Raw genomic sequence first — 25,994 nt, 5'->3', positions numbered from 1 at the left:
CTGTCCGGAGACGTGTTCCCGTGAATGTGCAGGCAGACCCGGCGCGCGTCCTTGGTGGCGTCCCCCTGTCCCTTGGCAGCTCCAGGCAGATCGGCCAGCGCCTGGTGGAAGCAGGTGTGATCGATGGTGAACAGTTGGAGAGTGCACTGGCGCTGCAGCGTCGCTGGCACTCGCGCCTTGGCGACGTCATCCTCGCCCAGCGCTGGACCTCGGCGCTGAAGTTCTATCCGGTGCTGGCCGAGCAATTCGGCCTCCCCTTCGTCAACCTCCTTGAACAGTCGCCGGATGCGGCATCGTTCGATGTCGATTGTGCAGCCGAGTACCTGAAGCGACTGGCGGTACCGTGGCGCCGGGAAGGCGAGGCGATGGTGGTCGCGGTGGCCGACCCGGGTGAGGCCACCTTCGCCTGGGCGCGCAGCCTGTACGGCGATGACGTGCGCTTCGTGGGAACCTCCAAGTTCGACATCATCTGGGTGGTGCAACGGCTTGCGGCCGCGCGCCTCACCGACGATGCGCTCAATCTTCTGGCGGTACGCGACCCTGAACATTCGGCGCGTACCGTGTTCACACGCGGTCAGCGCATGGTCGCCTTGGGTATCGGCGTGGCGCTGGTGGTTGCGCTGTGCCTGCGGCCGATCGCCACGCTGATCGTGCTCGACGCACTGCTGGCGCTGTGTTTCCTCGCCACGTTCCTGTTCAAGTTCACGCTGATGTGCCTGGGCGCGCGACGCAAGGTCGACATCCGCGTCGACGAGCAGGACATCGCGCAGCTGGATGACGCCGACCTGCCGGTCTATACCGTGCTGGTGCCTATGTATAAGGAGCCGGATGTCCTGCCGATCCTGGCCAGCGCGTTGCGCAAACTCGATTACCCCACCTCGAAGCTGGACGTGAAGCTGGTGCTCGAAGCCGGCGACATCGAAACCATCGAAGCGGCCAAGTCGCTGGGTCTGGAAGCGTTCTTCGAGATCATCCGCGTGCCCGAGTCGCAGCCCAAGACCAAGCCGAAGGCCTGCAACTACGCGCTGCAATTCGCACGCGGCGAGTTGGTGACCATCTATGACGCCGAGGACATGCCTGAGCCCGACCAGCTCAAGCGTGTGGTGGCGACCTTCCGGAAATCCGCGCCGGAGGTGGCTTGTGTGCAGGCGCGCCTGAACTACTACAACGCCGATGAGAACTGGCTCACGCGGATGTTCACGTTGGACTACACGCTGTGGTTCGATTTCTTCCTGCCTGCGCTTGAATACCTGCGCATCCCGATTCCGCTGGGCGGCACGTCCAACCATTTTCGTCTAGAGGTGCTGCGCGGTATCCACGCCTGGGATCCTTATAACGTGACCGAGGACGCGGATCTGGGCGTGCGTCTGATCAGTCAGGGCTATCGCGTCAGTGTGGTCAATTCGACCACCTTCGAGGAAGCCAACGTCAGCATCCCCAACTGGATCCGTCAGCGCTCGCGCTGGCTGAAGGGCTACATGCAGACCTGGCTGGTGCATATGCGCGATCCGGTGCACTTGTACCGATCCACCGGGTTCCGCGGCTTCTGGGGGTTCCAGTTCTTCATCGGTGGTGGTTTCTTCACCGCGCTGGCCGCGCCCGTGCTGTGGCTCATCTATCTGGTATGGCTGGTGCTGGGCTTCTCCACATTTCGCGACCTGATGCCGCGCGCGCTTGATTACCTCAACCTATTCAACCTGCTGGTGGCCAACTTCTTCTTCATCTACATGACGCTGGTGGCCAGCCTCAAGCGCGGCTACCAGCACCTGGCGCCTTACGCGCTGACTGCGCCGTTCTACTGGTTGCTGCAGTCGATCGCCGCCTACAAAGGCGCCTGGCAGCTCATCCGCAATCCGTTCTATTGGGAGAAGACCACGCATGGCATCAGCAAGTACGTTGCCGAGCAGCGCAAGGTCGCCCTGGAAGACTGAGCCCTGGGCCCTGCGCGATGCCCTGCCGGCCCTGGCCGCCGCGCTGGTGTTGCTGTCGGCGCTGCTGGCCTGGTCGGTGGCGCAAGGTCTGATCGATGCGCGCTATGTCCCCGGGCCGCAGATCGCCGGCGCGACGGCGCAGGCGGCCGGCAGGGTGACGCTGGGCATGCTGTATCCGAACGGCATCGCGGCGTTGGCGGTCTGGCTGGGCCGGATTGGCAGCATTCCGGCGTGGTGGCCGATCGTTCCCGATCTGCTCGCGGCGGCGGCGACCATTGCGGTGCTGTGGCACGACCTGGCTGCGCAGCTCGGGCGGCGTTGGGCGTGGGGGCTGGCCATGCTGTTCCTGCTGCAACCGCTGTTCGTCGGCGCGGCGCTGTCCGGCAATGGCGAAGCGGTGATGCTGCTGGCCCTCTATGCGGTCGGGCGTGGCGCGTCGCGGGTGCGGCGGGCGGCCGACGTGGTCGGCTACTTGGTTCTGGCCAGCTGGATGCTGATGCTGTTCATGGCGGACGTCCGCGCCTGGGTCGTCGTCGTCGCGTTGGCCGTGTGCCTGTTCCCCTGCGTGCCGCGAGGGCTGCTGGCGCGCGCGCCGCTGACCTACCACCTGGCGGTCTTCCTGCCGGTGGTGTTCACCGTGCTTGCCCTGCTCTATACCTGCTGGTGGTGGAATGGTGACACCCTGGCCTGGCTGCGGGACACCTGGGCAGGCGGTAGAGGTTTGCTCGTGCCCACCGAGGTGTTCCGGGCCCAGGGGCGGCCCCTCGTGTGGGGCGCGGGCGGCATCGTTGTGGTCGCGTTGCTTGCCCTGTCGGGAAAGGGAGCTCCGCAGGCGTGGCGTGCGACGTACGCACTGGCTGCGGCCGTGCTCTGCGCTGTTATCGTTGTCGCATTCGCACGCGGCGCCTGGCCGGGCGACTATGCGGTGCTGTTGCTCGCCCCAGCGGCGCTTGCGGCCGGCCAGTGCCTGCCCGCACAGCGAGGCTGGTTGATCGGCGTGCTGTCGCTGGGTGCGTTGTCGGGCGCGCCGGAGGTGTTCGCGCTGGTTACCGGTTAGGCCGTCGCCCGCGCGCTGTAGGCACGATCGTGGAAGAATCCTTCCGGAGTTGGCGGCCACCTGCAGGAAGGCGATGAGCGCGGCAAAGAAATGGGCGATGGCTTTACTGGTGTTCGCGCTGGCGAGCGGCTGTTCCGCGACGAGCCGTGGGCCGTGGCTGGGCGCGAACGTCAAGGTTTCCGAGGATGCGCCCTGGGGCAGCAAGGCTGCCGGGCAGTCGCTACGCAACCTGGCGGACGCGGGCGCGCAGACTGGCTTACTGGTGGCCTTCCTCTGGCAGGAGACCCCGGCCTCGCAGACCCCCGCGCTGGGCAGCGACAGCAGCGTGGAACGCCTGCGTGATGCCGTGCGGCAGACTCGCGCGGCCGGACTGCGGCCCATCCTCAAACTGCATGTCTGGGTGCCGGGCCACTGGGCCGGCGAGATCGATCCTGCCGACAAGGCCGCCTGGTTCGCCGCCTATGAGAAGGCGATCCTGCCCCTTGCGGCCATGGCGCGCGAGGAGCGCGTGGAGGCGCTGGTGCTCGGCACCGAGTTGCGGCGTCTGCAGAATGCGCCGCAGTGGACGACGCTGGCGACCTCGGTGCGCAAGGTGTACCCGGGCAGGCTGGTCTACGTGGCCGACAGCATCGACCAGGCCGAAGCCTTCCCTTACTGGTCGGCGTTCGACGTGGTGGGCACCAGCCTCTACCCGGCCTTGCCAAGTGACCTGCGCGAGCGTGGCAACGCCATGAACGATGTGGCCGCCCGTCTGCAGGCGCTGTCGGAACGTCAACAGCGGCCAGCCTGGGTGGCCGAGCTGGGATTGCGCTCCGCTAGCGGAAGCCTGGGGGCGCCGTGGGAAAGTCCCGAGCAGCGCACCGCGAACGTCGACCTGGCCCTTCAGGCACGCGTCCTGGGCGAATGGAAGCAGGTGCTGGCGCGGCACGGCGTGGTCGGCATCGGCATCTGGTGCTGGTACACCGATCCAGCGGCCGGCGGCGCAAGCGACAGCGACTTCACCGTGCAGAACAAGCCCGCGCAGGCCGTCTTCCGCGCGGGTTTTGCGCCGCAGCGGTCTCCATGATCTCTTTTGCCTGAGGCCCTCGCGCTCGGGCCGGACAGGTCGCGTTGGGGAACCGGCGCCTGGCGCGATCGTTCGAACCACGTCTAAGCGCGTGTGCGAGGATCCAGGAAACGAACGCTAACCGTGCAGGTCCATGGAGCGCTGCGCCCAACAGGAGACGACAACATGATCCGCAACATCGTCCGCATGGGAGCCCCCGTGCTGCTGGCCCGGGCCGAGCCGGTCGAGCACTTCGCCACCGGCGAGCTGCGCGACCTGGTCGATGACATGTTCCAGACCATGGACGAGGCCGGCGGCGTGGGCCTGGCCGCGCCGCAGGTGGCGGTGAGCAAGCGCGTGATCGTGTACGGCTTCGAGCACAACGCTCGCTATCCCGACGCGCCCTCGGTGCCGCGCACGGCGCTGTTCAATCCGCTCATCGAGCCGCTCACCGACGAGTTGGAGGACGGCTGGGAAGGTTGCCTGTCCATTCCCGGACTGCGCGCGGTGATTCCGCGCTATCGGCGGATCCGGGTCAGCGGCTGGAGCGCCGGTGGCCAGCGCGTGGAGCAGGTGGCCGAAGGCTTCCATGCGCGCGTGATCCAGCACGAGGTCGATCACCTGGACGGCATTCTGTATCCGTCGCGGATCAAGGATTTTTCCACGTTCGGTTTCACCGACGTGCTGTTCCCGGAGATCGGCGAGGGCAAGTGAGCCGGCGCACGCCGCATGCGGCAAGGCGCGGCATTAACGCCACGCTGCTAGCCTGCAGGCCTGTCCACGGATCTTGCGAAGGTAGGCCATGAAGACGACATCCCGTTCCCTGAAGGCCGCGCTGATGCTGGGCGCGCTGGCCTTGGCTGGCGCCGCGCAGGCGCAGGATTTCAAGCAGTTGCTCAAGCAGCACACCGGCCAGGCGGCGCCGGCCGGCGGCGAGGCGGCCGGTGGCCTGGGGGCGCTTGGCGGGCTGTCGCTGCCGGCGATCGGTGGCAACACCGCCGGCAATGCGGCCGGCGTGCTGCAGTACTGCGTGCAGCGCAAGTACCTCAGCGCCGATGCGGTCACTGGCGTCAAGGACAAGCTGCTGTCCAAGTACGGCCTGGGCGGGGCGCAGAAGCCCGAGCAGTCGCCGGACTATCAGCGCGGCCTGATGGGCGTGCTCAAGGGCGAGGGCGGGCAGTCGTTCAATCTGGACGCAGTCTCGGGCAAGCTCAAGGACAAGGCCTGCGACTACGTGCTGAACAACGCCACCAAGCTGATCTGAAGGTGGGAGCCGCCCTTGTGGCCTTTTCGGCCAATGGCGGCGATGGGACATTACCGGGAAGAGCCTATCGCCGCCGGCGACTCCCGTAGAGCGGAGCTTGCTCCGCTGCGTTTCGGCCGGATCACAGGGAAGCCCCAGCGGAGCAAGCTCCGCTCTACAGGGAGAGATGGTCGCTCCCATCCAAAACAAAGGCCGCCCGCGGAGGCTCTGCAGGCGGCCTTTGCTTTGGATGGTTGCAACGCTCGGTTTAGAACGCCGGCGCCCCGAGTGAGGGCGCCGGGAATCTCCGTCACGGCAGGGAGTAAGCCACCAGCGCGTCGCTGATCGGGGTCTCCATGAAGTGGTGGCCGCCGGCCATCTGCACCACATACTGCTTGCCGTTGACCGTGTACGTCATCGGGGTGGCCTGGCCGCCGCCGGGCAGCACCGAGGTCCACAGCACCTTGCCGGTCTTCAGGTCGATGGCGCGCAGCAGGTTGTCGGTGGCCGCCGCGACGAACACCAGTCCACCGGCGGTGATCGCCGGGCCGCCGTTGTTGGGCGTGCCGATCTGGATCGGCAGGCCAGTCGGCAGGCCGAGCGGGCCGTTGGCGCGGGCCGTGCCCAGCGGCTGCTGCCAGATCACCTTCTGATCGTGCAGGTTGATCGCGGTGATCACGCCGTAGGGCGGCTCGTTGCACAGGGTCTTCAGACCCGGGACCATGAAGGCCGACACCGAAATCGCATACGGCGTGTCCTCCATCGCGCCGGGGCCTTCGGCGCCGCCCTTGCCGGGCGTGTAGCGCGGATCGTCGATCGAGTACAGGTCCTGCGCGTCGGCCTGTTTGCGCGGGATGTAGTGCTCGTACATCGGGGTGACGTTCCAGTTGGCCACCAGGATGCCGCGGGCCGGGTCGTAGGCCACGCTGCCCCAGTCGCTGCCGCCGTTGTAGCCGGGGAAGACGATCCACGGCTGCTTGAGCTGCGGCGCGGTGAACTCGCCGGTGTAATGCGCCTGGCGGAACTTGACCCGGCAATACAGCTGGTCGAACGGCGTCATGCCCCACATGGTCGATTCCTTCAGGTCCGGCATGCCCAGACGCGGCATCCCGGTCGACCACGGCTGGGTGCTGGCGCGGCTTTCGCCGGGCACGGTCACCTTGGTGTCGGCCGGGCGTTCCTCGACCGGCAGCAGCGGCTTGCCGTTGCGGCGATCGACCACGAACAGCTGGCCACGCTTGGTCGGGATGATCATCGCCGGCACCGGCGTGCCGCTGTGGTCGGGGAAGTCCAGCAGCGTGGGCTGCGAGCCGATGTCGTAGTCCCAGGTGTCCTTGTGCACGGTCTGGAACACCCACTTCTGCTCGCCGGTGGTCGCATCCAGCGCCACGATCGAGGACGCCACCGCGTTCTCGGCCGGCGTGCGCAGCTGATCGTAGTAGTCGGCGGCAGAGTTGCCAGTGGGGACGTAGATCAGGTTGAGCGCGTTGTCGCCGGCCATCGGGCCCCAGGAGTTGGGCGTGCCGCGGCTGTATTCCTGGCCCGGGCCGGGCTCCTGATGCCACACCGTGCCGGGATGGTTGACGTCCCAGGCCCACTTGAACGCGCCGGTCTCGGCGTCATAGCCGCGGATCACGCCCGAGGGCGCCCAGCGGCGCTGGTTGTCCAGCACCTGGTGGTTGAGCGAGATGGTGCCATTGACCACCACCGGCGGCGAGGTCACCGCCAGCTGGCCCGGCACCGACTTGCCCATGCCGGTCAGCAGGTTGACCGTGCCCTCGCTGCCGAACTGCGCGCAGGGCTGGCCGCTTGCGGCGTCCAGTTCGATCAGGCGCATGTCCAGCGTGGCCACGATGATGCGCGCATGGCAGCTCTGGCCCTCCGGCACCGCGTTGGAGACGAAGTAGGTCACGCCGCGGCAGGCGGCGGTGTAGGGCACGTTCTCGTATTTGACCCCGGAGACGAACTTCCAGATCTCCTTGCCGGTGGCCGGGTCGAGCTTGGACACGTTGTTGGTCGCCGAGCACACGTACAGCCCGTCGCCGATCATCAGCGGCGTGTTCTGCGCGCCCCACTTGTTGGTCTTGCCCGGGGGCGGCAGATCGCCGGTGTGGTAGGTCCAGGCGACCTTGAGCTTGCCCACGTTCTCCGGGGTGATCTGCGCGGCCGGCGAATAGCGGGTGGCATCGGTGTCGCGGCCGTAGGCGGCCCATTCGCTGTCGGCCTGCGCGGCGCGGGCCTTGGCGTTGTCGCCGGCGGCCAGCGGGGCCTGCGGCGCGTCGTCGCCGTGTTCGACGTACTGGGTGCGGAAGACCAGCGCGAAGGCGATCGTCGCGAACACGATGCAGCCCGCCGCCGCCAGATAACCGTGCTTGCGCAGCCGGCCGGCCGACAGGCGCGGCACCATCAGCGCGACGAAGAAGCCCAGCAGGGTGATGTAGCCCATGCGCGGCACCCAGCCCCACAGGCGGGTGGCGGATTCGACCAGGGTCATCACCAGCGCGAGCAGGAACACCACGCCGTAGAGCTTGGCGCCCCATAGCCGACCGGCGAACAGCAGCACGCCGCTGATTAGCATCAGCACGCCGTTGACCAGGTAGTACCAGGTGCCGCCCAGCGACAGCAGATAGGCCCCGGCCACGGCCAGGATCAGGCCGGAGACGGCGACGATGACAGCGACGATCTTCTGCCAGAGAGGGAGCCCGGGACGGGGCGCGGCAGTGTTCATGCACAACTCCAGATCATGGCCAGGGCCATGGTGTTTCACTCGCTGACGCCTGTCCCCAAGCGGATCGAAGGGGAGTCAGGCTGCGTCGCCGGCGAGCTGCATCTGCGGTCTTCCGTCGCACGCAGCGACGCACGGAACGCAGGACCACACGCCTTGGCGTGCGGCGCGATTCTAGGAAGGGCGCATGCGAGCGGGCCGTGAATTTTTCGACAGTTGCGACGCGGAGTTCCACTTGCATGCGTCACGCGCGCACGCCAAGAGCCGCGCCCGGCCTGGGCGCGGATGCGGTTGAGGTGAGATCCGATGCGTGGCGTGCGGCAGCAGGGCGGCGTGGGCCGCGCGCTGCTCTCTGCCCCGTTGCGTGCGCAGATCCAGCGCCCCGATGCGCCCATGGCCGCATCCAGCGGCCATGGGGCGATGGCTTACTTCAGCGCCTTGTAGCGCAGGCGCTTTGGACCGGCGTCGTCGCCGAGGCGGCGCTTCTTGTCTTCCTCGTACTCGCGGTAGTTGCCCTGGAAGAACTCCACGTGCGAGTCGCCCTCGAAGGCGAGGATGTGGGTGGCGATGCGGTCCAGGAACCAGCGATCGTGGCTGATCACGAAGGTGTTGCCCGGGAACTCCAGCAGCGCGTCTTCCAGCGCGCGCAGGGTCTCGATGTCCAGGTCGTTGGACGGTTCGTCGAGCAGCAGCACGTTGCCGCCCTGCAGCAGGGTCTTGGCCATGTGCAGGCGGCCGCGCTCACCGCCGGACAGCGAGCCGACCAGCTTCTGCTGATCCTGGCCCTTGAAATTGAAGCGGCCGATGTAGGCGCGCGACTGGATCTCCACGCCGTTGATGTTGAGGATGTCCAGGCCGCCGGAGATCTCCTGGAAGACGTTGTGGTTGCCTTCCAGCGCATCGCGGCTCTGGTCCACGTAGGACAGCTGCACCGTCGGGCCGACCACGATCTCGCCCGAGTCCGGCTTCACCTGCCCGGTGATCATCTTGAACAGCGTCGACTTGCCGGCGCCGTTGGGGCCGATGATGCCGACGATGGCGCCCGGCGGCACCAGGAAGCTGAGATCGTCGATCAGCAGGCGGTCGCCGAACTTCTTGGAGACGTGCTTGAACTCCATCACCGCATTGCCCAGGCGCTCGCCCGGCGGGATGAAGATCTCGTTGGTCTCGTTGCGCTTCTGGTAGTCGACCGACTGCAGCTCTTCCAGTCGCGCCAGGCGCGCCTTGCCCTTGGTGCGGCCGCCCTTGGCGTTCTGCCGCGACCATTCCAGCTCCTTCTGGATCGCCTTCTGGCGGGCCTTTTCCTGGTTGTCTTCCTGCTTCAGGCGCTCTTCCTTCTGGGTCAGCCAGTCGGTGTAGTTGCCCTTCCACGGGATGCCGCGGCCGCGGTCCAGTTCGAGGATCCACTCGGCGGCGTTGTCCAGGAAGTAGCGATCGTGGGTGACGGCCACCACGGTGCCGGAGTAGCGCGCCAGGAACTGCTCCAGCCACTCCACCGACTCGGCGTCCAGGTGGTTGGTCGGTTCGTCGAGCAGCAGCATGTCCGGCTTCTGCAGCAGCAGGCGGCACAGCGCCACGCGGCGCTTCTCGCCACCGGAGAGCTTGCCGACGATGGCCTCCCACGGCGGCAGGCGCAGCGCGTCGGCGGCGATGTCCAGCTGCTGCTCCAGCGTGGCGGCGTCGCCCGCGGCCAGGATCGCCTCCAGGCGCTCCTGTTCCTTGGCCAGCGCGTCGAAGTCGGCGCCTTCCTCGGCATAGGCGGCGTACACCGCATCCAGCGCGGCCTGGGCCTGCAGCACCTCGCCCACGCCTTCCTCGACGGCCTGGCGCACGGTGTGGTCGGGGTTGAGCTCGGGCTCCTGGGCCAGATAGCCGACCTTGATGCCCGGCTGCGGGCGGGCCTCGCCCTCGAAGTCGGTGTCCACGCCGGCCATGATCTTCAGCACCGTCGACTTGCCCGCGCCGTTCAGGCCGAGCAGGCCGATCTTGGCGCCGGGGAAGAAGCTCAGCGAGATGTCCTTGATGATCTGCCGCTTGGGCGGGACCACTTTGGACACGCGGTTCATGGTGTAGATGTACTGCGACATGGGGTCTCCGACGAGGACGCAGCCGCGCCGTCACGCTTGGGACTTCAGGCGCGCGACGCTGGCGGGAAAGGGATGCGCACAGTATAGCGGGCCGGGCCGCGCAGGCGCCTCGGGGCTGAAACTGAACAGGCGGTAGTAGGCGTCGTGAACGGCGATTTTTGTAGCCGTTTCCAGCCAGTTTCCGTTCACTGGCCCGGCGCATCATCGCATCGTGCCTCGAAGCACTGGAGACCCCTCATGAAGCGCACGATCCTGACCCTGCTGAGCATTCCCGTCCTTGCCATGTCGCTGGCGGCCGCGCCGGCGATGGCGGACGACTGGCGCCACGGCCCGCCGGGCCCGGGCGCTGGCCCCGGCGGCCCCGGCCCTGGCCCCGGTGGTCCGCGCGGTTGGGCCGACCGCCACGACGAGCGCCGCGATCGCCACGACCGTCGCGATGCCTACCGCGATGGTTATCGCGACGGCCGCTACAGCCGCCCGGTGGTGGTTGAGCGCAACTACTACAGCGGTGGCTACTACCGTCCTGGCCCGCCGCCGCCCCCGGTGTACTACCGCCCGCCGCCGCCTCCGGTCGCCTACTACCGCCCGTACGGCTATGAGCGCGGCTACCGCTATGTGAACTACTACAGCGGCCGGCCGATCGTGGTGAACGATTACGATTACTACGGCGTGCGTCGCCCGCCGCCGGGCTACCACTGGATCCGCGACGATCGCGGCAACCTGATCATGGTCGCCATCGCCACCGGGATCATCACCGACCTGCTGCTCAACCGCTGAGCCGTCGGCCGCAGGCAAGCAACAAGAGGGCGCGCCCCACCGGCGCGCCCTTTTTCTGTTTCTGTGGGAGCCGGCATGCCGGCGATGAGGCTCGACCAGCGCTCGCCAAGGCCATGCCCGCGTGGCATCCGCCGCGCGGCCGTCCGCGCCGCAAGCCCCGGGCGACATGGCCTCGGTGGCCCCGGGGGCTTACAATCCGGGCCCCGCTTCGCCCGCCTGCCTGCCCCTGGAGACCCGATGTTCCCGCGTGACGTCCGCATCGAAAGCTACGATCCCGAGCTGGCCCAGGCCATCGCCCACGAGGTCCGCCGCCAGGAGGATCACGTCGAGCTGATCGCCAGCGAGAACTACACCAGCCCGGCGGTGATGGAGGCCCAGGGCAGCCAGCTGACCAACAAGTACGCCGAAGGCTATCCGGGCAAGCGCTACTACGGTGGCTGCGAATACGTGGACATCGCCGAGCAGCTGGCCATCGACCGGCTCAAGCAGCTCTTCGGCGCCGATTACGCCAACGTGCAGCCGCACAGCGGCTCGCAGGCCAACCAGGCGGTGTACTTCGCCCTGCTGCAGCCGGGCGACACCATCCTGGGCATGTCGCTGGCCCACGGCGGCCACCTCACCCACGGGGCCAAGGTCAATGCCTCCGGCAAGCTGTTCAACGCCGTGCAGTACGGCGTGAACGAGGCCGGCCTGATCGATTACGACGAGGTCGAGCGCCTGGCGCTGGAGCACAAGCCGAAGATGGTCGTGGCCGGCTTCTCGGCCTATTCGCAGGTGGTGGACTGGGCGCGCTTCCGCGCCATCGCCGACAAGGTCGGCGCCTGGTTCTTCGTGGACATGGCGCACGTGGCCGGGCTGGTCGCCGCCGGCGTGTATCCGACCCCGCTGCCGCACGCGCACGTGGTCACCTCGACCACGCACAAGACCCTGCGCGGCCCGCGCGGCGGCATCATCCTGGCCAGCGCGGCCGGCGCGGGCGACAAGCTCGAGGACCTGTCCAAGAAGCTGCAGTCGATCGTGTTCCCGGGCATCCAGGGCGGCCCGCTGATGCATGTGATCGCGGCCAAGGCGGTGGCCTTCAAGGAGGCGCTGGAGCCGGCGTTCAAGACCTACCAGCAGCAGGTGGTGAAGAACGCCCAGGCGATGGCCAAGACGCTGATCGCGCGCGGCTACAAGATCGTCTCCGGCGGCACCGAGAACCACCTGATGCTGGTGGACATGATCGGCAAGGACGTGTCCGGCAAGGATGCGGAGGCCGCGCTGGGCAAGGCCCACATCACGGTCAACAAGAACTCGGTGCCGGGCGACCCGCGCTCGCCGTTCGTGACCTCGGGCCTGCGCCTGGGCACGCCGGCCATCACCACGCGCGGCTACCAGGAAGCCGACACGGTCGAACTGGCCAACTGGATCGCCGACGTGCTGGACGCGCCGAACGACGAGGCCGTGATCGCCCGCGTGCGCGAGGCGGTGACGGCGCAGTGCGGGAAGTTTCCGGTGTATGGCTGAGAAGCGGGGATTCGGGATTGGGGATTCGGGATCGGGCGTGAGCTCGTTTCCTGAAGCCGTTGCTTTTCCCAATCCCGAATCCCGAATCCCCAATCCCGGCACCTGATGCACTGCCCCTTCTGCCAGAACAGCGACACCCGCGTGATCGATTCGCGCGTGTCCGAGGATGGGGCGACCATCCGGCGGCGGCGCGAGTGCGAGGCCTGCGGCGAGCGGTTCTCCACGCTGGAAACCATCGAGCTGCGCCTGCCGGCGATCATCAAGTCCGATGGCCGGCGCGATCCGTTCGACGCGCGCAAGCTGCGCCAGAGCTTCGACCGCGCGCTGCACAAGCGCGCGGTGTCCGAGGAGCAGGTCGAGGCGGCGGTGCGCGCGGTGATCCAGCAGCTGCGCCGCACCACCGAGCGCGAGCTGCCCTCGCGCCGGGTCGGCGAGTTCGTGATGGCCGAGCTGCGCAAGCTCGACCACGTGGCCTTCGTGCGCTACGCCTCGGTGTATCGCAGCTTCGAGGACGTGGCCGACTTCCGCGAGGAGCTGGATCGGCTCGAGCGCGACCTGCCCGGCGAAGGCCAGCTGCCGCTGCTCGGCGGCGAGGTGCTGCCCTTCGGCAAGGCCGGCGACAAGAACAAGAAGCGCTGACCGGCGCGGCCGTGCAGATCGCGCCGCTGTGCCATCACCGGCAGCACCTGGACGAGCTGGCGCGCACGCATGTGCAGGCCTTCGGCGCACTGCTGCCGGAGTGGACCTTCGAACAGGCGCGCGACGAACTCGCCACGCATGTCGCGCCCGACGCCATCCCTAACACCTGGCTGGCGCTGGACGGCGCCGACTGGCTCGGTTCGGTGAGCCTGCTGGCCGAGGACGATCCGCGTCTGGCCGCGTACACGCCCTGGCTGGCCTCGCTGTACGTGCGCCCGGCCGCGCGTGCGCGGGGCGTGGGCGCGGCGCTGGTGCGGCACTGCGTGGCCGCCGCCGCGGCGCTGGGCGTCGCCCGCCTGCATCTGTACTGTGAGCCGGCGCGCGTGCCGTACTACGCGCGGCTGGGCTGGACACGCCTCGACCACCTGCCGCTGGGAGCGTTGCAGGTGGTGGTGATGACCATCGAACCGGGATCGCCCCATGTCTGAGTTTTCCGCTACCGACCACGCCCACATGGCCCGCGCCCTGCGCCTGGCCCAGCGCGGCGCGTGGACCACCAAGCCCAATCCCATGGTCGGCTGCGTGATCGCGCACGGCGGCGAGGTGGTGGGCGAGGGCTTCCATCAGCGCGCCGGCGAGCCGCATGCCGAGGTGTTCGCGCTGCGCGCGGCCGGGCAGCGCGCGCGCGGGGCCACCGCCTACGTCACCCTGGAGCCCTGCGCCCACCACGGCCGCACGCCGCCCTGCGCCGATGCGCTGATCGCCGCCGGCGTGGCGCGCGTGGTCGCCGCCATGCGCGATCCCTTCGCCCAGGTCGACGGCGCGGGCTTCGGCAGGCTGCAGGCCGCCGGCGTCGCCGTGCAGGTCGGCCTGCTCGAGGCGCAGGCGCGCGAGCTCAACCGCGGCTTCCTGTCGCAGGTGGTGCGCGGCCGGCCGTGGCTGCGGGTCAAGCTGGGCGCCAGCATCGACGGCCGCACGGCGATGGCCAGCGGCGAGTCCAAGTGGATCACCGGCGCGGCCGCGCGCGCGGACGTGCAGCGTTGGCGCGCGCGTTCCGGCGCGCTGCTGACCGGCGCACGCACCGTCATCGCCGACGACCCCGCGCTGACCGCGAGACCGGAGGAAGACCAGCCCTTCGTAGCGCCGCTGCGTGTGGTACTCGACGCCACGCTGTCCAGCCTGGCCCACACCCGCGTGCAGGAAGGCGATGCGCCCACGCTCTACTTGCACGGCCCGCAGGCCCCGCGCGTGGCCGACCATGGCCAGGTGCACTACCAGGAAGTCCCGCTGCACGAGGGCCAGCTGGATCTGCGCGCGGTGCTGACGGTGCTGGCCCAGCACCGGATCAACGAGGTCCAGGTCGAGGCCGGCGCCACCCTGTCCGGCGCGCTGCTGGCCGCCGGCCTGGTCGACGAGCTGCTGCTCTACCAGGCGCCGACGCTGCTCGGCGACGCCGCCCGGCCGCTGCTGCACCTGGGCCTGGCCAGCTTGGCGCAGCAGCATCGCCTGCGCGTGATCGACCAGCGCCAGGTCGGCGCGGACCTGCGCCTGCTGCTGCGGCCGGACGCGCCCTGAGCGCGTCAGCGGGCGAAGTCGATCGCCAGCTTGCCGAAGTGACTGCCCGAGGCCAGGGCCTGCAAGGCCTGGCCCGCCTGGTCGAAGCCGTACACCGCATCGATCACCGGCTCCAGTCCGATGGCTTCGATGGCGGCGACCATGCGCTCGTGCGCTTCCAGCGATGCGACCGAAATGCCCTGCACGCGTAGCCGTTTCAGGATCACGTCGGTCAGCGCCAGACTGGCCTGGCTGCCCCCCATGAAGCCGATCACACCGACAAACCCATGCATACCCGTGGCCTGGATCGACTGCGCCAGCGTGCTGGCGCCGACCGTCTCGACCACCGCATCGACGCCGTGTCCGCCGGTCAGCTCGCGCACGCGCGCGGCCCATTGCGGAAGCGCGGTGTAATTGATGCCTGCGTCGGCGCCCAGGCGCGCGGCGCGGGCGAGCTTTTCGTCGCTGGAGGAGAGCACGATCACGCGCGCGCCCCTGGCCTTGGCCATCTGCAGGGCGAACAGCGACACGCCGCCGGTGCCCAGCACCAGCACGGTCTGCCCGGCGGTGATGCGCGCCTGTTCGAGGGTCTGCCAGGCGGTGAGCGCGGCGATCGGCAGCGTGGCCGCCTGGACGCTGGACAGCCCCGCGGGGGCGGGCGCCAGCGAATAGGCATCGAAGCAGGCCAGCTCGCGCAGGACGCCAGGGCATGGGCCGCCAAGATCGGCGCCCTCCCATTCCGGGCGCATCTGTCCGGCCAGCCAGCGCGACTTGTAGAAGGTCGTCACCCGGTGGCCGGGCTTGAAGCGGGTGACCGCCTGGCCTACCTCCAGCACCGTCCCGGCGCCGTCGGAGATCGGCACGATCGGCAACTGCACGTTGCGATAGAGCTGGCCGGTGACCAACAGCAGGTCGCGGTAGTTGAGCGAAGCGGCTTCGAGCCGGACCAGCACCTCATGCGGTCCGGGGCGCGGGTCGGGGGCGTGGGCGTGGGCGATCTGCAGCTGATCCAGGCCGAAGGCGGTGAGCAGGTACTGGCGCATGCGAGGGACTCGATGGTGGCAAGGGAGACGGCACCGTATGCCTGTGCTCCCAAGGCGTGAATCCCTGCCCAAGGCATTTATCATGTTCACTCAATGAACGAATCGACCACCCTGGCGCCAGCCCAGCTGCGCGCGCTGCGCAGCTTCGCCGCCGCCGCGCGCACCCTGAACTTCTCCCGCGCCGCGCGCGAGGTCGGCTGCACGCCATCGGTGCTCAGTCGGCGCATCGCCGCGCTGGAGGAAAGTGCCGGCATCCCGCTGTTTCTGCGCACGACCCGGCGCATGGCGTTGACCGAGCACGGCGTGCGCCTGCTGGCGCAATGCCAACGCCTGGAGGCCGCTCTGGCCGACATGGCGCTCGCCCTGCAGCCGCGGTCGCGGGGCGCCAGCGGGCATCTGCGCCTGCAGGTGCCTGCCAGCTATGGCCGCTACCGCCTGGCGCCGCTGCTGGCCGAGTTCATGCGCGCCCATCCCGGGATCGCGCTCGACGTCGCCTACGACGACGCCTTTGTCGATCTGGTCGCCGGCAAGGTCGATCTGGCCGTGCGCGTCGGTCGCCTGGACGATGCGCGGCTGGTGGCCCGGCGCGTGAGCACGATGCACCGTTACCTGTGCGCCTCGCCGGATTACCTGGCCAACGCGCCCGCGTTGCTCGAGCCGTCCGATCTTCGGGCCCATCGCTGCATCGCGTTCGACGGCCTGCGCACCGGCACGCTGTGGCAGTTCCACCGCCAGCGCCAACGTCGCTCGGTCCGCATCGCGCCGGTGATGACCTGCAACGACGCGCAGGCCGCGCGCGATGCGGCCCTGGCCGGCGTGGGCATCGCCCTGCAGGCGGACTACATGTCCGATGCGCTGGTCGCCCAGGGACGGCTGGTGCCGGTGCTGACCGACTGGCCGGTGAGCGACTCGCCGGTGCACCTGCTGTGGCTGCCGGGCGCGGACCGCCAGCCGGCGCTGCGCCTGCTGATCGATGCGCTGGTGGCCGCCATGGCCGACTGAGCGCGCGACCTGGGGTTGCGCAGGCCACGATGCGGCGGCGGCAAGTTCACCGCCAACGGCATGCGGCGCCCTCGACGATGCCGCGAAGGCGTCGCTTCGGTGTCATCCGCCGCCATGGCGCGTGCGCCAGTCCGCACCGACGGTCTGCAGCAGGCGCCAGGCGCGGGCGCGGTCGCTTTCCCCGGACTGCGGCAGCACCGGCAGGTCGGGCGCGATGCCGGCGACCTCGTCGCTGCCATCGGCACGCAGGCGCACGCAGTTGGGCATGCGCAGGCGCAGTCTTGAATGCGGAAGCGTGGTGGGCGGCGAGGCGACCATGAAGCCGCAGCCATCGCCGCCGGTGCCCACGCCGACGGTGCGGGCGATGCCGTTGTCGTGCATGCGCGCGGCGAACATCTCCGCCGACGAATAGGTCTTGGCATCGGTCAGCACGTACACCGGGCCGGTCCATGCGCCCCAGTGGGCGCGCACGTCCTGCGCCCAGTTCAGCCGATGCGCGATGGTCATGTCGGCGATCGCATCGGCCGGCAGGTAGTCCAGCGGGCCGCCGGAGCTCCCGGCCTCGACCAGACGCCGGCACGGCATCGCGTTCCAGTCCCGTCGTTCGCTCCACGTCCACGACAGGTCGCATGGCGCGTCACCGGCGCTGCGCCTGGACTGCTGGAAGGCGGCGATGGATTGGCGCAGCAGGCGGCGCGAGGCGGGATCGGGATGATGCTCCTGCAAGGCACCGGTCAGTCGATGCAACTGTTCGTCCAGATACGCCGTGCCCGCCGGCGATTGGCTGACCAGCAACGGCGCCGAGTGGACCGGCCTGGTCGTGAACAGGCGCGTCAGGACATCGCCGCTGTCGTTGCCGCCCGGGTCGTTGCCGACATCGACCAGCACCAGGTCCGTCTTGGCGGCGGCGAAACCCTGCAAGGCGGTGGCGACCGCATCGGCCAGGGCGTCCATCAGCGCGTCGCGCATGTCGTCGGCGGAGTCCTCGGAGCGCAACTGCTGCCAGACCTGCCGGCACAGGCCGAGGTAAGCCGTGGGGGCGAATTCCGGCAGGCGCAGCAGGCCGACGCGCGGGCCTTGCGGCGTCGTCAACAGGCCCGTGCGTAGCGGCTGATCCATGCCGTCGGACAGCAGCTTGAACCCGGGCAGGGATTCGAACGGCAGCGAGAACCCCGGGTGCCCACCGGCGCCCACGCCCAGGGCCGCGCAGCCCGATGCCGCGTCGGCGGCGGTGAGGTCCACGCTGGGCGGTTCGGCCGCTGCGGCCCCGGCCTGCAACGTGGTCAGAAACGAGAAATGCCCATCGTGGAAACCCGCGACGAAATCGCGGATCGCCTGTTCGGCCTGCGCGTCGTTCTCCGCGCTGTCCAGCGCGCGCTGGGTCTGGCGGTCCAGTGCGGGCAGGTCGACGCCGCTTTGGGTCGAGCCGATCCAGGCCAGATTGGCGTAGTCGCGCTCCAGCGCCTGTTTCAGGGTGGCGTAGTCGGCCCGCCAGGCGTCGCGGTCGAAGTCGGGGGCGGCCAGCGCGTACAGCGGGACGGCGGCGAACAGGAGCGCAGGCAGGACGCGGCGGACACGGAACATGGTCGGCAATTCCCGAAAGGATGCGGCGATCCTGGCGCCTGCCGCCGTGCCTGTCTTGCAGCGGCGAAGCGTTTTTGTCTGCGCTTAGCGCCGCTCGCGGCGGAAGCGCGACGGTGGCACGCCATAGGCGGCGCGGAAACTGCGGCTGAAATGCGCCTGGTCGGCGAAACCGCAGTCGGCCGCGATCGTGGCCAGCGGGCGGCTGGTCTCGCGCAGCAGCCGCGCCGCTTCGGCCATACGCAGTTGCCGCACCATGTCGCCCACGCTGCGGCCGAACGCCGCGCGGAAGCTGCGCGCGACATGCACCGGGTGGTGCTGCAGCGCCTGCGCCATGTCCTCCAGCGCGAAGCCGGAGCAGGCGTGCGCATGCACGTACTCGCGTGCGCGCTGCAGCCAAGGCTCGACGCGCACGGGCGCCGCGGCGTGGCGGGCGAACTCGGCCAGCGCCTCCATCGCCAGCCCCTCGGCGGCCAGCCGCGCAGCGCTGTCCGCCGGGTCGGCGCACAGTTCCGCGCGCAGGCGGCGCGCGATCGCCGCCAGCTGGACCGAGCCGGTGAACGGCGCCTCGGTGAGCGGCAGGTGCCCGCGCAGATAGTCCAGGGTGCCCGCACGCGGATCGAGCAGGATCTTCACGGCGCCGGTGTCGGCGAAGGTCTGCGCGTGCGGCTCGTCGGCCGGGCAGAACATCATCTCGCCGGGTCGGTGCCAGTCGGCGCGGCCGCGGATGCGCTCCTGGTAGCCGCCGTCGACGACCAGGCAGAGCGAGGGGCGATCATGATGGTGCGCCTGCATCGCGCCGTTGGGGGCGTAACGCATCAGGCGCATCTGCGAGAACCAGGAAGAAGGCGGCATCGGCAGGCAGGCGCGGTTCGGCGAGTCGCAAGACGCCGGTCATGCGCCGGCACAGCCGCACTGTACACCGCGTGATCGGCACGCTGCGTGCCGCCGGGGTGGACGGCCGCGGCGCTATACTGCGCGCGCCGGTTCGCCGGCATCCTTAAGAACGTCTTCAGGGCGGGGTGAGATTCCCCACCGGCGGTAGATGCGCCATCGGCGCATGAGCCCGCGAGCGCTGGGGTTGGTGGGTCCCTCTCGAGAGCGCGTCTCTCCGCTTGCGGACTTCACGCCTGCCACAGGTCAGCAGATCCGGTCCGATGCCGGAGCCGACGGTTGGCGCAGCCTTGCCGCGCCATAGAGTCCGGATGAAAGAAGACGACCCGCATCGCGGCCCTTGTGGCTGCGCGCGGGTCATGGCCTTGTGGCGTTTTTCGCTTTCCACTTTGCGAGAAACGTTGATCATGAATCAGAGTAGTGCGTGCATTCCCACCCTCCTGCCGCAGGAGGTGCGCTGATGTTCACCGGCATCATCGAGGGCGTCGGCCGTCTCGCCGCGGCCACCCCCATCGGCGGCGATACCCGCTTCAGCTTCGAGGTCGGCACGCTGCCGTTCGACGCGGTGCAGCTGGGCGAGAGCATCGCCGTCAACGGCGTCTGCCTGACCGTGATCGCCTTCGACGCGACCAGCTTCCAGGCCGACGCCTCGACCGAGACGCTGTCGCTGACCACGCTCGGCCAGCTCCCGGTCGGCGCGGCCCTGAACCTGGAGCGCGCGATGCGCCCGACCGATCGCCTCGGCGGCCATCTGGTCAGCGGCCACGTCGATGGCCTGGGCCGGATGCTGTCGGTGCACGAGGACGCGCGCGCGCAGCGCTGGCGCTTTGCGGCGCCGGCCGCGCTGCTCAAGTACATCGCCAGGAAGGGCTCGATCTGCGTCGATGGCGTCAGCCTGACCGTCAACGAGGTCGATGACGAGGGCTTCGAAGTGGCGCTGATCCCGCACACCGTGGCGCATACGCGTTTCGCGCAGACCGGCGTGGGCGATGCGGTGAATCTGGAGATCGACCTGGTCGCCCGCTACGTCGAACGCCTGCTGGGCGAGCGCGGAGCCGCGCTGTGAACTTCGCGCCCATCCCGGAGATCCTGGAAGACATCCGCCAGGGCCGCATGGTGGTCATCGTCGATGACGAAGACCGCGAGAACGAAGGCGACCTGATCATGGCCGCCGAGTTGGTCAAGCCCGCGGACATCAACTTCATGGTCACCCACGGCCGCGGCCTGGTGTGCCTGCCGCTGACCCGCGAGCGCGCCGCGCAGCTGGGCCTGGCGCCGATGGTCCAGGCCAACACCGCCCAGTTCCAGACCAACTTCACCGTCAGCATCGAGGCCGCCGAGGGCGTCACCACCGGCATCTCGGCCTACGACCGCGCTCACACCATCCGCACCGCGGTCAAGCCCGATGCCAAGCCGGCCGACCTGCACCAGCCGGGCCACATCTTCCCGCTGATCGCCCAGCCCGGCGGCGTGCTCACGCGCGCCGGCCATACCGAGGCCGGCGTGGACCTGGCCATGCTGGCCGGGCTGGAGCCGGCCGGCGTGCTGGTGGAGATCCTCAATGCCGACGGCAGCATGGCGCGCCGCCCGCAGCTGGAGGTGTTCGCGCGCGAGCACGGCCTGAAGATGGGCTCGATCGCCGACCTGATCGCCTACCGACTGGCGACCGAGCACACCGTCGAGCGCGTGGACGAACGCGACATCGACACCGAGTTCGGCCCGTTCCGCCTGGTCACCTACCGCGACCGCATCGCCCGCGAGCTGCACTTCGCCCTGGTCAAGGGCGCGCCGCGGGCCGAGGTGCCGACGCTGGTGCGCGTGCAGGTGGAGAACCCGCTGGCCGACCTGCTGCACTGGCGGCGCGAGGACTTCGGCGTGGCCGCCACCGACGCGCTGCGCGCCATCGCCGCCGAAGGGCAGGGCGTGATGGTGGTGCTGTCGGCCCCGCGCGATTCCGACGCCCTGCTGGCGCGCCTGCTGCAGCAGCCCGCGCCGCGCGCGCCGGGCAAGGACAAGGACGTCGGCCAGTGGCGGCGCAACGGCGCCGGCGCCCAGATCCTGGCCGATCTGGGGCTGGGCAAGCTGCGCGTGCTCGGCACCCCGCGCCGCCAGGTCGGCCTGGCGGGGTATGGGCTGGAGATCGTGGAGACGGTGGAAGTCCCGCCGCCCGCCCGTGGCTGAGGCCGGCCTGCCCGCGCCTGATAAACTGTCCGACCCTCGATCCGCACGATTCCCATGACCCACTACGAAGGCGACCTGCGCACGGTCGGCGGTGCGCGTTACGCGATCATCGCCAGCCGCTGGAATGCGCGCATCACCGATGCGCTGGTGGCCGGCGCGCGCAAGGAGCTGGCCGGCAACGGCGTTGCCGACGACGCGATCGATGTGATCCGCGTGCCGGGCGCGTGGGAGATCCCGGTGGTGGCCGCGCGCCTGGCGGCCGGCGGCGGGCATGCGGCGATCATGGCGCTGGGCTGCGTGATCCGCGGCGACACCCGCCACTACGAACACGTGGCCGACGGCTGCGCCGAAGGCCTGATGCGCGTGCAGCTGGACTACCGCCTGCCGGTGCTCAACGGCGTGCTGGCGGTCGAGGTGGCCGAGGACGCCGAGGCGCGCGCCGGTGGCAGCCACGGCAACAAGGGCGAGGAAGTGGCCCTGGCCGCGGTGGAAATGGTCAATCTGCTGGAGAAGCTGGCATGAGCCGTCCCGGTCCGCGTCGCGGCGATGGGATCGATCCGGTCCTGCGCGCGCGTGCGCGCCGGCGTGCGCTGCAGGCGATCTACGCCTGGCAGCTGGCCGGCGGCACCACGCAGGCGGTGATCGCCCAGTTCGCCCACGAACAGGCCCACGAAGTGGCCGACCTGGAGTACTTCGAGGACCTGGTGCGCGGCGTCATGGCCCACCATGCCGAACTCGACCAGGCCCTGCTGCCGCACCTGGACCGCAACGTGGCCGAGGTCGACCAGATCGAGCGCGCGGTGCTGCGCATCGCCGCCTACGAGCTCCGCCACCGCATCGACGTGCCGTACCGGGTGGTGATCAACGAAGCCATCGAGACGGCCAAGCGCTTCGGCTCCGAACACGGCCACACCTACGTCAACGGCGTGCTGGACCGCGCCGCGCTCGAGTGGCGCCCGGCCGAGGCCAAGCATCCGCGCGCGAGCAAGTAAGCCGGGCCCGTTCCGTGGCATTCAACGTGTTCGTGGAGGCCAGGGAAACGGTCAACGTCGGTGGCGGCGTCTTCCTGTCCGATGCGGCGGTGGAGCAGCCCTTCTCGGTGGTGTTCGAGGACGACGGCGAAACCGGGTATTTCTACGCGCACCGCTGGAACACCGCGCTGGCGTTGTGGGAGATCGTCGATGCGCTGCATGTCTACAACGTCGAGGACGTGATGGATCGCCAGGTCCCCGCGGAAGTGAAGATCGGCTGGTCGCGCGACGACGCCAAGGCGGTGCTGTTCATCAACGACCAAGCGCAGGCCGCATTCGATTTCCCGGGGAAGTGCGGCTATTGCCGTAGCGAATTCCCGGCACCTGCGCGCGAGTCCGGGTGGAGGCGCCCGGCCTGGAGCGACGAGGTCGAGGGGTTGTTCGCTTGACCGCCTCGCCGGCCGGATCCGAGTTCGACCTGATCGCGCGCATCCGTGCGCGCGCCGGCACGCGCGACGACGTGGTGCTGGGGATCGGCGACGATGCCGCGCTGCTGGCGATGCCGCCGGGCATGGAGCTGGTGGTCACGGCCGATACGCTCAATGCCGGCGTGCATTTTTTCCCCGACGTGGCGCCCGCCGACCTGGGCTGGAAGGCGCTGGCGGTGAATCTCTCCGACCTCGCCGCGATGGGCGCCAGCCCCGCGTGGTGCACGCTGTCGCTGTCCCTGCCGCAGGCCGACCCGGCCTGGATCGATGGCTTCCTCGATGGTTTCTGCGACCTGGCCGCGCGCCACGGCATCGTCCTGGTCGGCGGCGACACCACGCGTGGGCCGCTGTCGGTGTCGATCACGGCGATGGGCCATGTCGAGGCCGGCCATGCGCTGCGCCGCGACGGCGCGCGCGTGGGTGACGAGATCTGGGTGACCGGCACGCCCGGCGATGCGGCGGCGGCGCTGCAGTCGCTGCTGTCCGGCGCGGCGGTCGACCGGGGCCTGCGCGCGCGCCTGGACCGGCCCACGCCGCGCGTGGAGGCCGGACGCGGGTTGCTGGGCCTGGCCAGCGCCTGCGTCGACATCTCCGACGGACTGCTGGCCGACCTGGGTCATCTGTGCCAGCGCAGCGGGGTCGGCGCGCAGGTGCAGCTGGAACAGCTGCCGGTCTCGCGCGCGCTGGCGGCCTTCCGCCCGCAGCTGCGCTGGGCCTGGCAGGCCGGCGGCGGCGACGATTACGAGCTGTGCTTCACTGCCGCGCCGACGCGCGCCGACGAGGTGCAGGCCGCGCTGGATTTCGCCGGCGTGCCCGGTGCGCGCATCGGCCGCATCGTCGCAGGGCAAGGCGTGCAGGCCCTCGACGCCGCCGGCGCGCCCTGGCAGGCGCCGCGCGTGGGATACGACCACTTCGGTTGAAGCCCGGGGGCGGCCGGGCGCACGTTTTCTCGCTCGGTCGGAGCCGCCATGGCGGCTCCCCCCTGTAGAGCGGAGCTCGCTCCGCTGGGGCCTTCCCCATGAACCGAATGAAGAGCAGCGGAGTCCCCAAAAGGGGATTGCCACAAGCTCCGCTCTACAGGCAGGCCGTTGCGAGATTTGAGGAGACAGTCGCTCCCACCGGGCCGGCTCCCACCTTGCCGGCTCCCACACTGGCCCCTTGCTGCGCTGCAGCTTGGCTGCCTCCATACGCGCAAGTACGGTGTCCTGGCCGCCCGCGGCGGGCGGCATTCGAACACTACGGCCGGCCTGCGCTCGCGGCGACCGGCCCTTGCCTGGGAGGGCGTTCCATGCACGGATTCACGCGGCGGGTTGGGCTGTTGCTGGTGCTGTGTCTTTGTTCGGTGACGGCGTGGGCAGGCGGCTTCAACAAGACCTACGAACGCATCGCCAGTTTCGACGGCACCGAACTGGGCGCGATGGTGCTGATGCCGACCGGGCAGGGCAGCGGGCCGTTCCCACTGGTGGTGATGCCGGCCAGCTGGTCGCTGCCCAACCTGGAATACGTCGGCCGCGCCACCCAGATGGCGAGCCAAGGCTATGTGGTGGTGAGCTACACCTCGCGCGGCTTCTGGGACTCGACCGGGCAGATCGACGTGGCCGGGCCGGCCACGGTAGAGGACGTGAGTTCGGTGATCGACTGGGCGCTGGCGCATACCGCCGCCGACCCAGCGCGCATCGGCGTCTCGGGCATCTCCTACGGCGCCGGCACCAGCCTGCTGGCGGCCGCGCGCGATCCGCGCATCAAGGCGGTGGCCGCGCTCAGCGGCTGGGCCGATCTGGAGGCCTCGCTCTACGCCAACCAGACCGTCAGCCAGCAGGCGGTGCTGATGCTGGCCGCCACCGGCAGCCTGACCGGCCGGCCCGGTCCTGACCTGCAGACGATCACCGCGAAGGTGGCCCTGGGCGACTTCGACGGCGCGGTGAACGGCTTCCTGCCGCAGGCCGCCAGCCGCGGCGCGGTGCATGAGGTGGCGCAGATCAACCGCAACGGCACCGCGGTGCTGCTGGCCAATGCCTTCAACGACGGCCTGTTCCCGCCCAGCCAGTACGTGGCCTTCTACAACCAGCTGACCGGCCCGCGGCGCCTGATCTTCAGCCAGGGCGACCACGCCACGGCCGAACTGCCGGGCGCGCTGGGCCTGCCCAACGCGGTCTACGACGAGGCGGTGGCGTGGTTCGACCACTTCCTCAAGGGCCAGGCCAACGGCGTGGACGGGCGCGGCTCGGTGCGGCTGACCAGCATCGGCGGGCGCAACCTGGACTACGGCAGCTGGGCGCAGGTGCAGGCCGATCCGGTGGTCTACGGCCTGGGCCGGCCCACCGGCCTGCTGCGGCCGACCGGCACGCTGTCCAGCGGCGATGCCACCGGCTGGAGCGCCTCCATCCTGACCGGCATCCCGACCCTGGCCGATTCGGGTGTGGTCATGCTCAGCGGCCTGCTGCAGGCGTTCGGCCAGCCGATGAAGACCTCGATCCCGCTGGTCAGCCGCGTCGGCGGCGCGGTGTGGTCCGGGCCGGTGCTCGAGCGCAATCGCGTGCTGGCCGGGGCGCCGAGCCTGCGCGTGACGGTCACGCCCAGCCAGTCGCACGTGACCCTGGTGGCCTACCTCTACAGCATGGATGCCCTGGGCACCGGCACGCTGCTCAGCTACAAGCCCTACAGCCTGCGCGATGCGGTGCCGGGCCAGGCGCGCACGCTGGAGATCGGCCTGGAAGCGGCCGCCGCCGAAATCCCGGCCGGCAGCCGCCTGGTCCTGGCCGTGGACACGCTCGACCCGCGCTACACCGACGCCACCGATGTCGGCGGCAGCGTGGCCTTCGGGTCGCCCACTGCGGCGCCGTCGCGCCTGAGCGTGCCGCTGCGCTGAGGCCCTAGGCTTCGTCGGCGCGGAAGGCGTCGCGCAGCCAGGTCAGCTGGGGGTTGGCGGGATCGCCATGCGCTTCGACCACATCGAAGCGACACGGCAGGCTGGCCCAGCGCGGATGCTGGGCCAGATACAGCTGGGCCGCGTGGACCAGCTTGCGGCGCTTGGCCGCATCGACCGAGGCCGCGCCGCCGCCGAAGGCGCTTGCGCCGCGGTAGCGCACCTCCACGAACACCAGACAGGCGCCGCCGCGCGCGGCCGCGTCGTGCATCACCAGATCCAGTTCGCCGCCGCGGAAGCGGACGTTGGCGGCGATCAGGCGCAGGCCGTCGCGTTCCAGCAGCGCGCGGGCCGCGGCTTCCGCCGCCGCCCCGCGCGCCTGACGCTCGGCCATGGGCGCTGGC

General features: G+C 69.8%; 24 protein-coding genes and 1 riboswitch. Of the genes, 18 read left to right on the top strand and 6 right to left on the bottom strand.

Annotated features, from left to right (window positions below):
- Positions 1-26 precede the first annotated feature (26 nt).
- The 5 genes from EAT51_RS02420 (at position 27) to EAT51_RS02400 (ending at position 5,297) form a co-directional block, all read left to right on the top strand.
- Positions 27-1,931: a glycosyltransferase family 2 protein gene (locus tag EAT51_RS02420; protein WP_130516190.1), complete on the top strand. Its 1,905-nt coding sequence runs from the start codon at positions 27-29 to the stop codon at positions 1,929-1,931.
- On the top strand, positions 1,879-2,988 hold the full coding sequence (locus EAT51_RS02415; protein ID WP_130515412.1) for a hypothetical protein: 1,110 nt from the start codon (positions 1,879-1,881) through the stop codon (positions 2,986-2,988). Before EAT51_RS02420 ends, EAT51_RS02415 begins: the two co-directional genes overlap by 53 nt.
- A gap of 73 nt (positions 2,989-3,061) precedes the next feature.
- Positions 3,062-4,054: a glycoside hydrolase family 113 gene (locus tag EAT51_RS02410; RefSeq protein ID WP_165422677.1), complete on the top strand. Its 993-nt coding sequence runs from the start codon at positions 3,062-3,064 to the stop codon at positions 4,052-4,054.
- 165 nt (positions 4,055-4,219) lie between these two features.
- Entirely contained in the window at positions 4,220-4,747 is a 528-nt protein-coding gene (gene def, locus EAT51_RS02405; RefSeq protein ID WP_130515414.1) for a peptide deformylase, read from the top strand.
- Positions 4,748-4,835: 88 nt separating this feature from the next.
- Complete coding sequence (locus EAT51_RS02400; protein ID WP_130515416.1) at positions 4,836-5,297, top strand: DUF2501 domain-containing protein; 462 nt, start codon at positions 4,836-4,838, stop codon at positions 5,295-5,297.
- 289 nt (positions 5,298-5,586) lie between these two features.
- Here EAT51_RS02400 and EAT51_RS02395 read toward each other — a convergent pair whose 3' ends face one another.
- A complete protein-coding gene (locus tag EAT51_RS02395; protein WP_130561230.1) occupies positions 5,587-8,004 on the bottom strand; it encodes a membrane-bound PQQ-dependent dehydrogenase, glucose/quinate/shikimate family in 2,418 nt (805 codons plus the stop codon).
- Positions 8,005-8,426: 422 nt separating this feature from the next.
- Positions 8,427-10,088 (bottom strand): energy-dependent translational throttle protein EttA, encoded by a 1,662-nt coding sequence (gene ettA, locus EAT51_RS02390; RefSeq protein ID WP_130515420.1) that lies wholly within the window; start codon positions 10,086-10,088, stop codon positions 8,427-8,429.
- A gap of 237 nt (positions 10,089-10,325) precedes the next feature.
- Between ettA and EAT51_RS02385 the strand changes: the two genes are divergently transcribed.
- The 5 genes from EAT51_RS02385 (at position 10,326) to ribD (ending at position 14,585) form a co-directional block, all read left to right on the top strand.
- A complete protein-coding gene (locus tag EAT51_RS02385) occupies positions 10,326-10,865 on the top strand; it encodes an RcnB family protein (RefSeq protein WP_228257787.1) in 540 nt (179 codons plus the stop codon).
- 237 nt (positions 10,866-11,102) lie between these two features.
- Positions 11,103-12,371 carry a serine hydroxymethyltransferase gene (gene glyA, locus EAT51_RS02380; RefSeq protein WP_130515421.1) on the top strand — a complete coding sequence of 423 codons (1,269 nt, stop codon included), beginning with the start codon at positions 11,103-11,105 and terminating at the stop codon, positions 12,369-12,371.
- Between the two features lie 105 nt (positions 12,372-12,476).
- Entirely contained in the window at positions 12,477-13,010 is a 534-nt protein-coding gene (nrdR, locus tag EAT51_RS02375) for a transcriptional regulator NrdR (protein WP_130515424.1), read from the top strand.
- Between the two features lie 11 nt (positions 13,011-13,021).
- Positions 13,022-13,498: a GNAT family N-acetyltransferase gene (locus EAT51_RS02370; protein WP_130515426.1), complete on the top strand. Its 477-nt coding sequence runs from the start codon at positions 13,022-13,024 to the stop codon at positions 13,496-13,498.
- Entirely contained in the window at positions 13,491-14,585 is a 1,095-nt protein-coding gene (gene ribD / locus EAT51_RS02365) for a bifunctional diaminohydroxyphosphoribosylaminopyrimidine deaminase/5-amino-6-(5-phosphoribosylamino)uracil reductase RibD (protein WP_130515428.1), read from the top strand. Before EAT51_RS02370 ends, ribD begins: the two co-directional genes overlap by 8 nt.
- A 5-nt stretch (positions 14,586-14,590) precedes the next feature.
- On the opposite strand, the gene EAT51_RS02360 is transcribed toward ribD, so the two are convergent.
- Positions 14,591-15,607, bottom strand: coding sequence for a zinc-dependent alcohol dehydrogenase family protein (locus tag EAT51_RS02360; protein ID WP_130561229.1), 1,017 nt, complete (start codon positions 15,605-15,607; stop codon positions 14,591-14,593).
- Positions 15,608-15,700: 93 nt separating this feature from the next.
- On the opposite strand from EAT51_RS02360, the gene EAT51_RS02355 reads away from it, so the two are divergent.
- Positions 15,701-16,609 carry a LysR family transcriptional regulator gene (locus EAT51_RS02355; protein WP_130515430.1) on the top strand — a complete coding sequence of 303 codons (909 nt, stop codon included), beginning with the start codon at positions 15,701-15,703 and terminating at the stop codon, positions 16,607-16,609.
- Positions 16,610-16,711: 102 nt separating this feature from the next.
- Here the strand turns inward: EAT51_RS02355 and EAT51_RS02350 are convergent, their stop codons facing one another.
- Both EAT51_RS02350 and EAT51_RS02345 read right to left on the bottom strand, forming a co-directional pair.
- Complete coding sequence (locus tag EAT51_RS02350; RefSeq protein ID WP_130561228.1) at positions 16,712-18,193, bottom strand: S41 family peptidase; 1,482 nt, start codon at positions 18,191-18,193, stop codon at positions 16,712-16,714.
- 84 nt (positions 18,194-18,277) lie between these two features.
- Complete coding sequence (locus EAT51_RS02345; protein ID WP_130515434.1) at positions 18,278-19,045, bottom strand: helix-turn-helix transcriptional regulator; 768 nt, start codon at positions 19,043-19,045, stop codon at positions 18,278-18,280.
- A gap of 149 nt (positions 19,046-19,194) precedes the next feature.
- Positions 19,195-19,411, top strand: a riboswitch (FMN riboswitch).
- A gap of 133 nt (positions 19,412-19,544) precedes the next feature.
- On the opposite strand from EAT51_RS02345, the gene EAT51_RS02340 reads away from it, so the two are divergent.
- The 7 genes from EAT51_RS02340 to EAT51_RS02310 all read left to right on the top strand — a co-directional run bounded on the left by EAT51_RS02340 (position 19,545) and on the right by EAT51_RS02310 (position 25,593).
- Positions 19,545-20,150, top strand: a complete 606-nt coding sequence (locus tag EAT51_RS02340; RefSeq protein WP_130515436.1) for a riboflavin synthase — start codon at positions 19,545-19,547, stop codon at positions 20,148-20,150.
- On the top strand, positions 20,147-21,265 hold the full coding sequence (gene ribB / locus EAT51_RS02335) for a 3,4-dihydroxy-2-butanone-4-phosphate synthase (protein WP_130515438.1): 1,119 nt from the start codon (positions 20,147-20,149) through the stop codon (positions 21,263-21,265). Before EAT51_RS02340 ends, ribB begins: the two co-directional genes overlap by 4 nt.
- A gap of 54 nt (positions 21,266-21,319) precedes the next feature.
- Positions 21,320-21,787: a 6,7-dimethyl-8-ribityllumazine synthase gene (ribH, locus tag EAT51_RS02330; protein WP_130561227.1), complete on the top strand. Its 468-nt coding sequence runs from the start codon at positions 21,320-21,322 to the stop codon at positions 21,785-21,787.
- A complete protein-coding gene (gene nusB, locus EAT51_RS02325; protein WP_130561226.1) occupies positions 21,784-22,257 on the top strand; it encodes a transcription antitermination factor NusB in 474 nt (157 codons plus the stop codon). Before ribH ends, nusB begins: the two co-directional genes overlap by 4 nt.
- 14 nt (positions 22,258-22,271) lie before the next feature.
- Entirely contained in the window at positions 22,272-22,685 is a 414-nt protein-coding gene (locus EAT51_RS02320; protein WP_205965150.1) for a DUF2251 domain-containing protein, read from the top strand.
- Positions 22,682-23,644 (top strand): thiamine-phosphate kinase, encoded by a 963-nt coding sequence (thiL, locus tag EAT51_RS02315; RefSeq protein ID WP_130561225.1) that lies wholly within the window; start codon positions 22,682-22,684, stop codon positions 23,642-23,644. The genes EAT51_RS02320 and thiL overlap by 4 nt, the downstream gene beginning before the upstream one ends.
- 368 nt (positions 23,645-24,012) lie before the next feature.
- A complete protein-coding gene (locus tag EAT51_RS02310; RefSeq protein ID WP_130561224.1) occupies positions 24,013-25,593 on the top strand; it encodes a CocE/NonD family hydrolase in 1,581 nt (526 codons plus the stop codon).
- Between the two features lie 4 nt (positions 25,594-25,597).
- On the opposite strand, the gene EAT51_RS02305 is transcribed toward EAT51_RS02310, so the two are convergent.
- Positions 25,598-25,984, bottom strand: coding sequence for a YraN family protein (locus tag EAT51_RS02305; protein WP_130561223.1), 387 nt, complete (start codon positions 25,982-25,984; stop codon positions 25,598-25,600).
- Positions 25,985-25,994 lie beyond the last annotated feature (10 nt).

This window comes from Pseudoxanthomonas winnipegensis, from assembly GCF_004283755.1.
Lineage (GTDB): Bacteria > Pseudomonadota > Gammaproteobacteria > Xanthomonadales > Xanthomonadaceae > Pseudoxanthomonas_A > Pseudoxanthomonas_A winnipegensis.
The sequence above is the reverse complement of the archived record's forward strand: the minus strand, read 5'-3'. Positions and strand labels throughout refer to the sequence as shown.

Excerpts from the sequence above, each read along its gene's own strand:
- EAT51_RS02415 (WP_130515412.1), top strand. The coding sequence starts at position 1,879 with ATGGCATCAGCAAGTACGTTGCCGAGCAGCGCAAGGTCGCCCTGGAAG.
- EAT51_RS02410 (WP_165422677.1), top strand. The coding sequence starts at position 3,062 with ATGAGCGCGGCAAAGAAATGGGCGATGGCTTTACTGGTGTTCGCGCTG.
- def (WP_130515414.1), top strand. The coding sequence starts at position 4,220 with ATGATCCGCAACATCGTCCGCATGGGAGCCCCCGTGCTGCTGGCCCGG.
- EAT51_RS02400 (WP_130515416.1), top strand. The coding sequence starts at position 4,836 with ATGAAGACGACATCCCGTTCCCTGAAGGCCGCGCTGATGCTGGGCGCG.
- EAT51_RS02395 (WP_130561230.1), bottom strand. The coding sequence starts at position 8,004 with ATGAACACTGCCGCGCCCCGTCCCGGGCTCCCTCTCTGGCAGAAGATC.
- ettA (WP_130515420.1), bottom strand. The coding sequence starts at position 10,088 with ATGTCGCAGTACATCTACACCATGAACCGCGTGTCCAAAGTGGTCCCG.
- EAT51_RS02385 (WP_228257787.1), top strand. The coding sequence starts at position 10,326 with ATGAAGCGCACGATCCTGACCCTGCTGAGCATTCCCGTCCTTGCCATG.
- glyA (WP_130515421.1), top strand. The coding sequence starts at position 11,103 with ATGTTCCCGCGTGACGTCCGCATCGAAAGCTACGATCCCGAGCTGGCC.
- nrdR (WP_130515424.1), top strand. The coding sequence starts at position 12,477 with ATGCACTGCCCCTTCTGCCAGAACAGCGACACCCGCGTGATCGATTCG.
- ribD (WP_130515428.1), top strand. The coding sequence starts at position 13,491 with ATGTCTGAGTTTTCCGCTACCGACCACGCCCACATGGCCCGCGCCCTG.
- EAT51_RS02360 (WP_130561229.1), bottom strand. The coding sequence starts at position 15,607 with ATGCGCCAGTACCTGCTCACCGCCTTCGGCCTGGATCAGCTGCAGATC.
- EAT51_RS02355 (WP_130515430.1), top strand. The coding sequence starts at position 15,701 with ATGAACGAATCGACCACCCTGGCGCCAGCCCAGCTGCGCGCGCTGCGC.
- EAT51_RS02350 (WP_130561228.1), bottom strand. The coding sequence starts at position 18,193 with ATGTTCCGTGTCCGCCGCGTCCTGCCTGCGCTCCTGTTCGCCGCCGTC.
- EAT51_RS02345 (WP_130515434.1), bottom strand. The coding sequence starts at position 19,045 with ATGCCGCCTTCTTCCTGGTTCTCGCAGATGCGCCTGATGCGTTACGCC.
- EAT51_RS02340 (WP_130515436.1), top strand. The coding sequence starts at position 19,545 with ATGTTCACCGGCATCATCGAGGGCGTCGGCCGTCTCGCCGCGGCCACC.
- ribH (WP_130561227.1), top strand. The coding sequence starts at position 21,320 with ATGACCCACTACGAAGGCGACCTGCGCACGGTCGGCGGTGCGCGTTAC.
- nusB (WP_130561226.1), top strand. The coding sequence starts at position 21,784 with ATGAGCCGTCCCGGTCCGCGTCGCGGCGATGGGATCGATCCGGTCCTG.
- EAT51_RS02310 (WP_130561224.1), top strand. The coding sequence starts at position 24,013 with ATGCACGGATTCACGCGGCGGGTTGGGCTGTTGCTGGTGCTGTGTCTT.
- EAT51_RS02305 (WP_130561223.1), bottom strand. The coding sequence starts at position 25,984 with ATGGCCGAGCGTCAGGCGCGCGGGGCGGCGGCGGAAGCCGCGGCCCGC.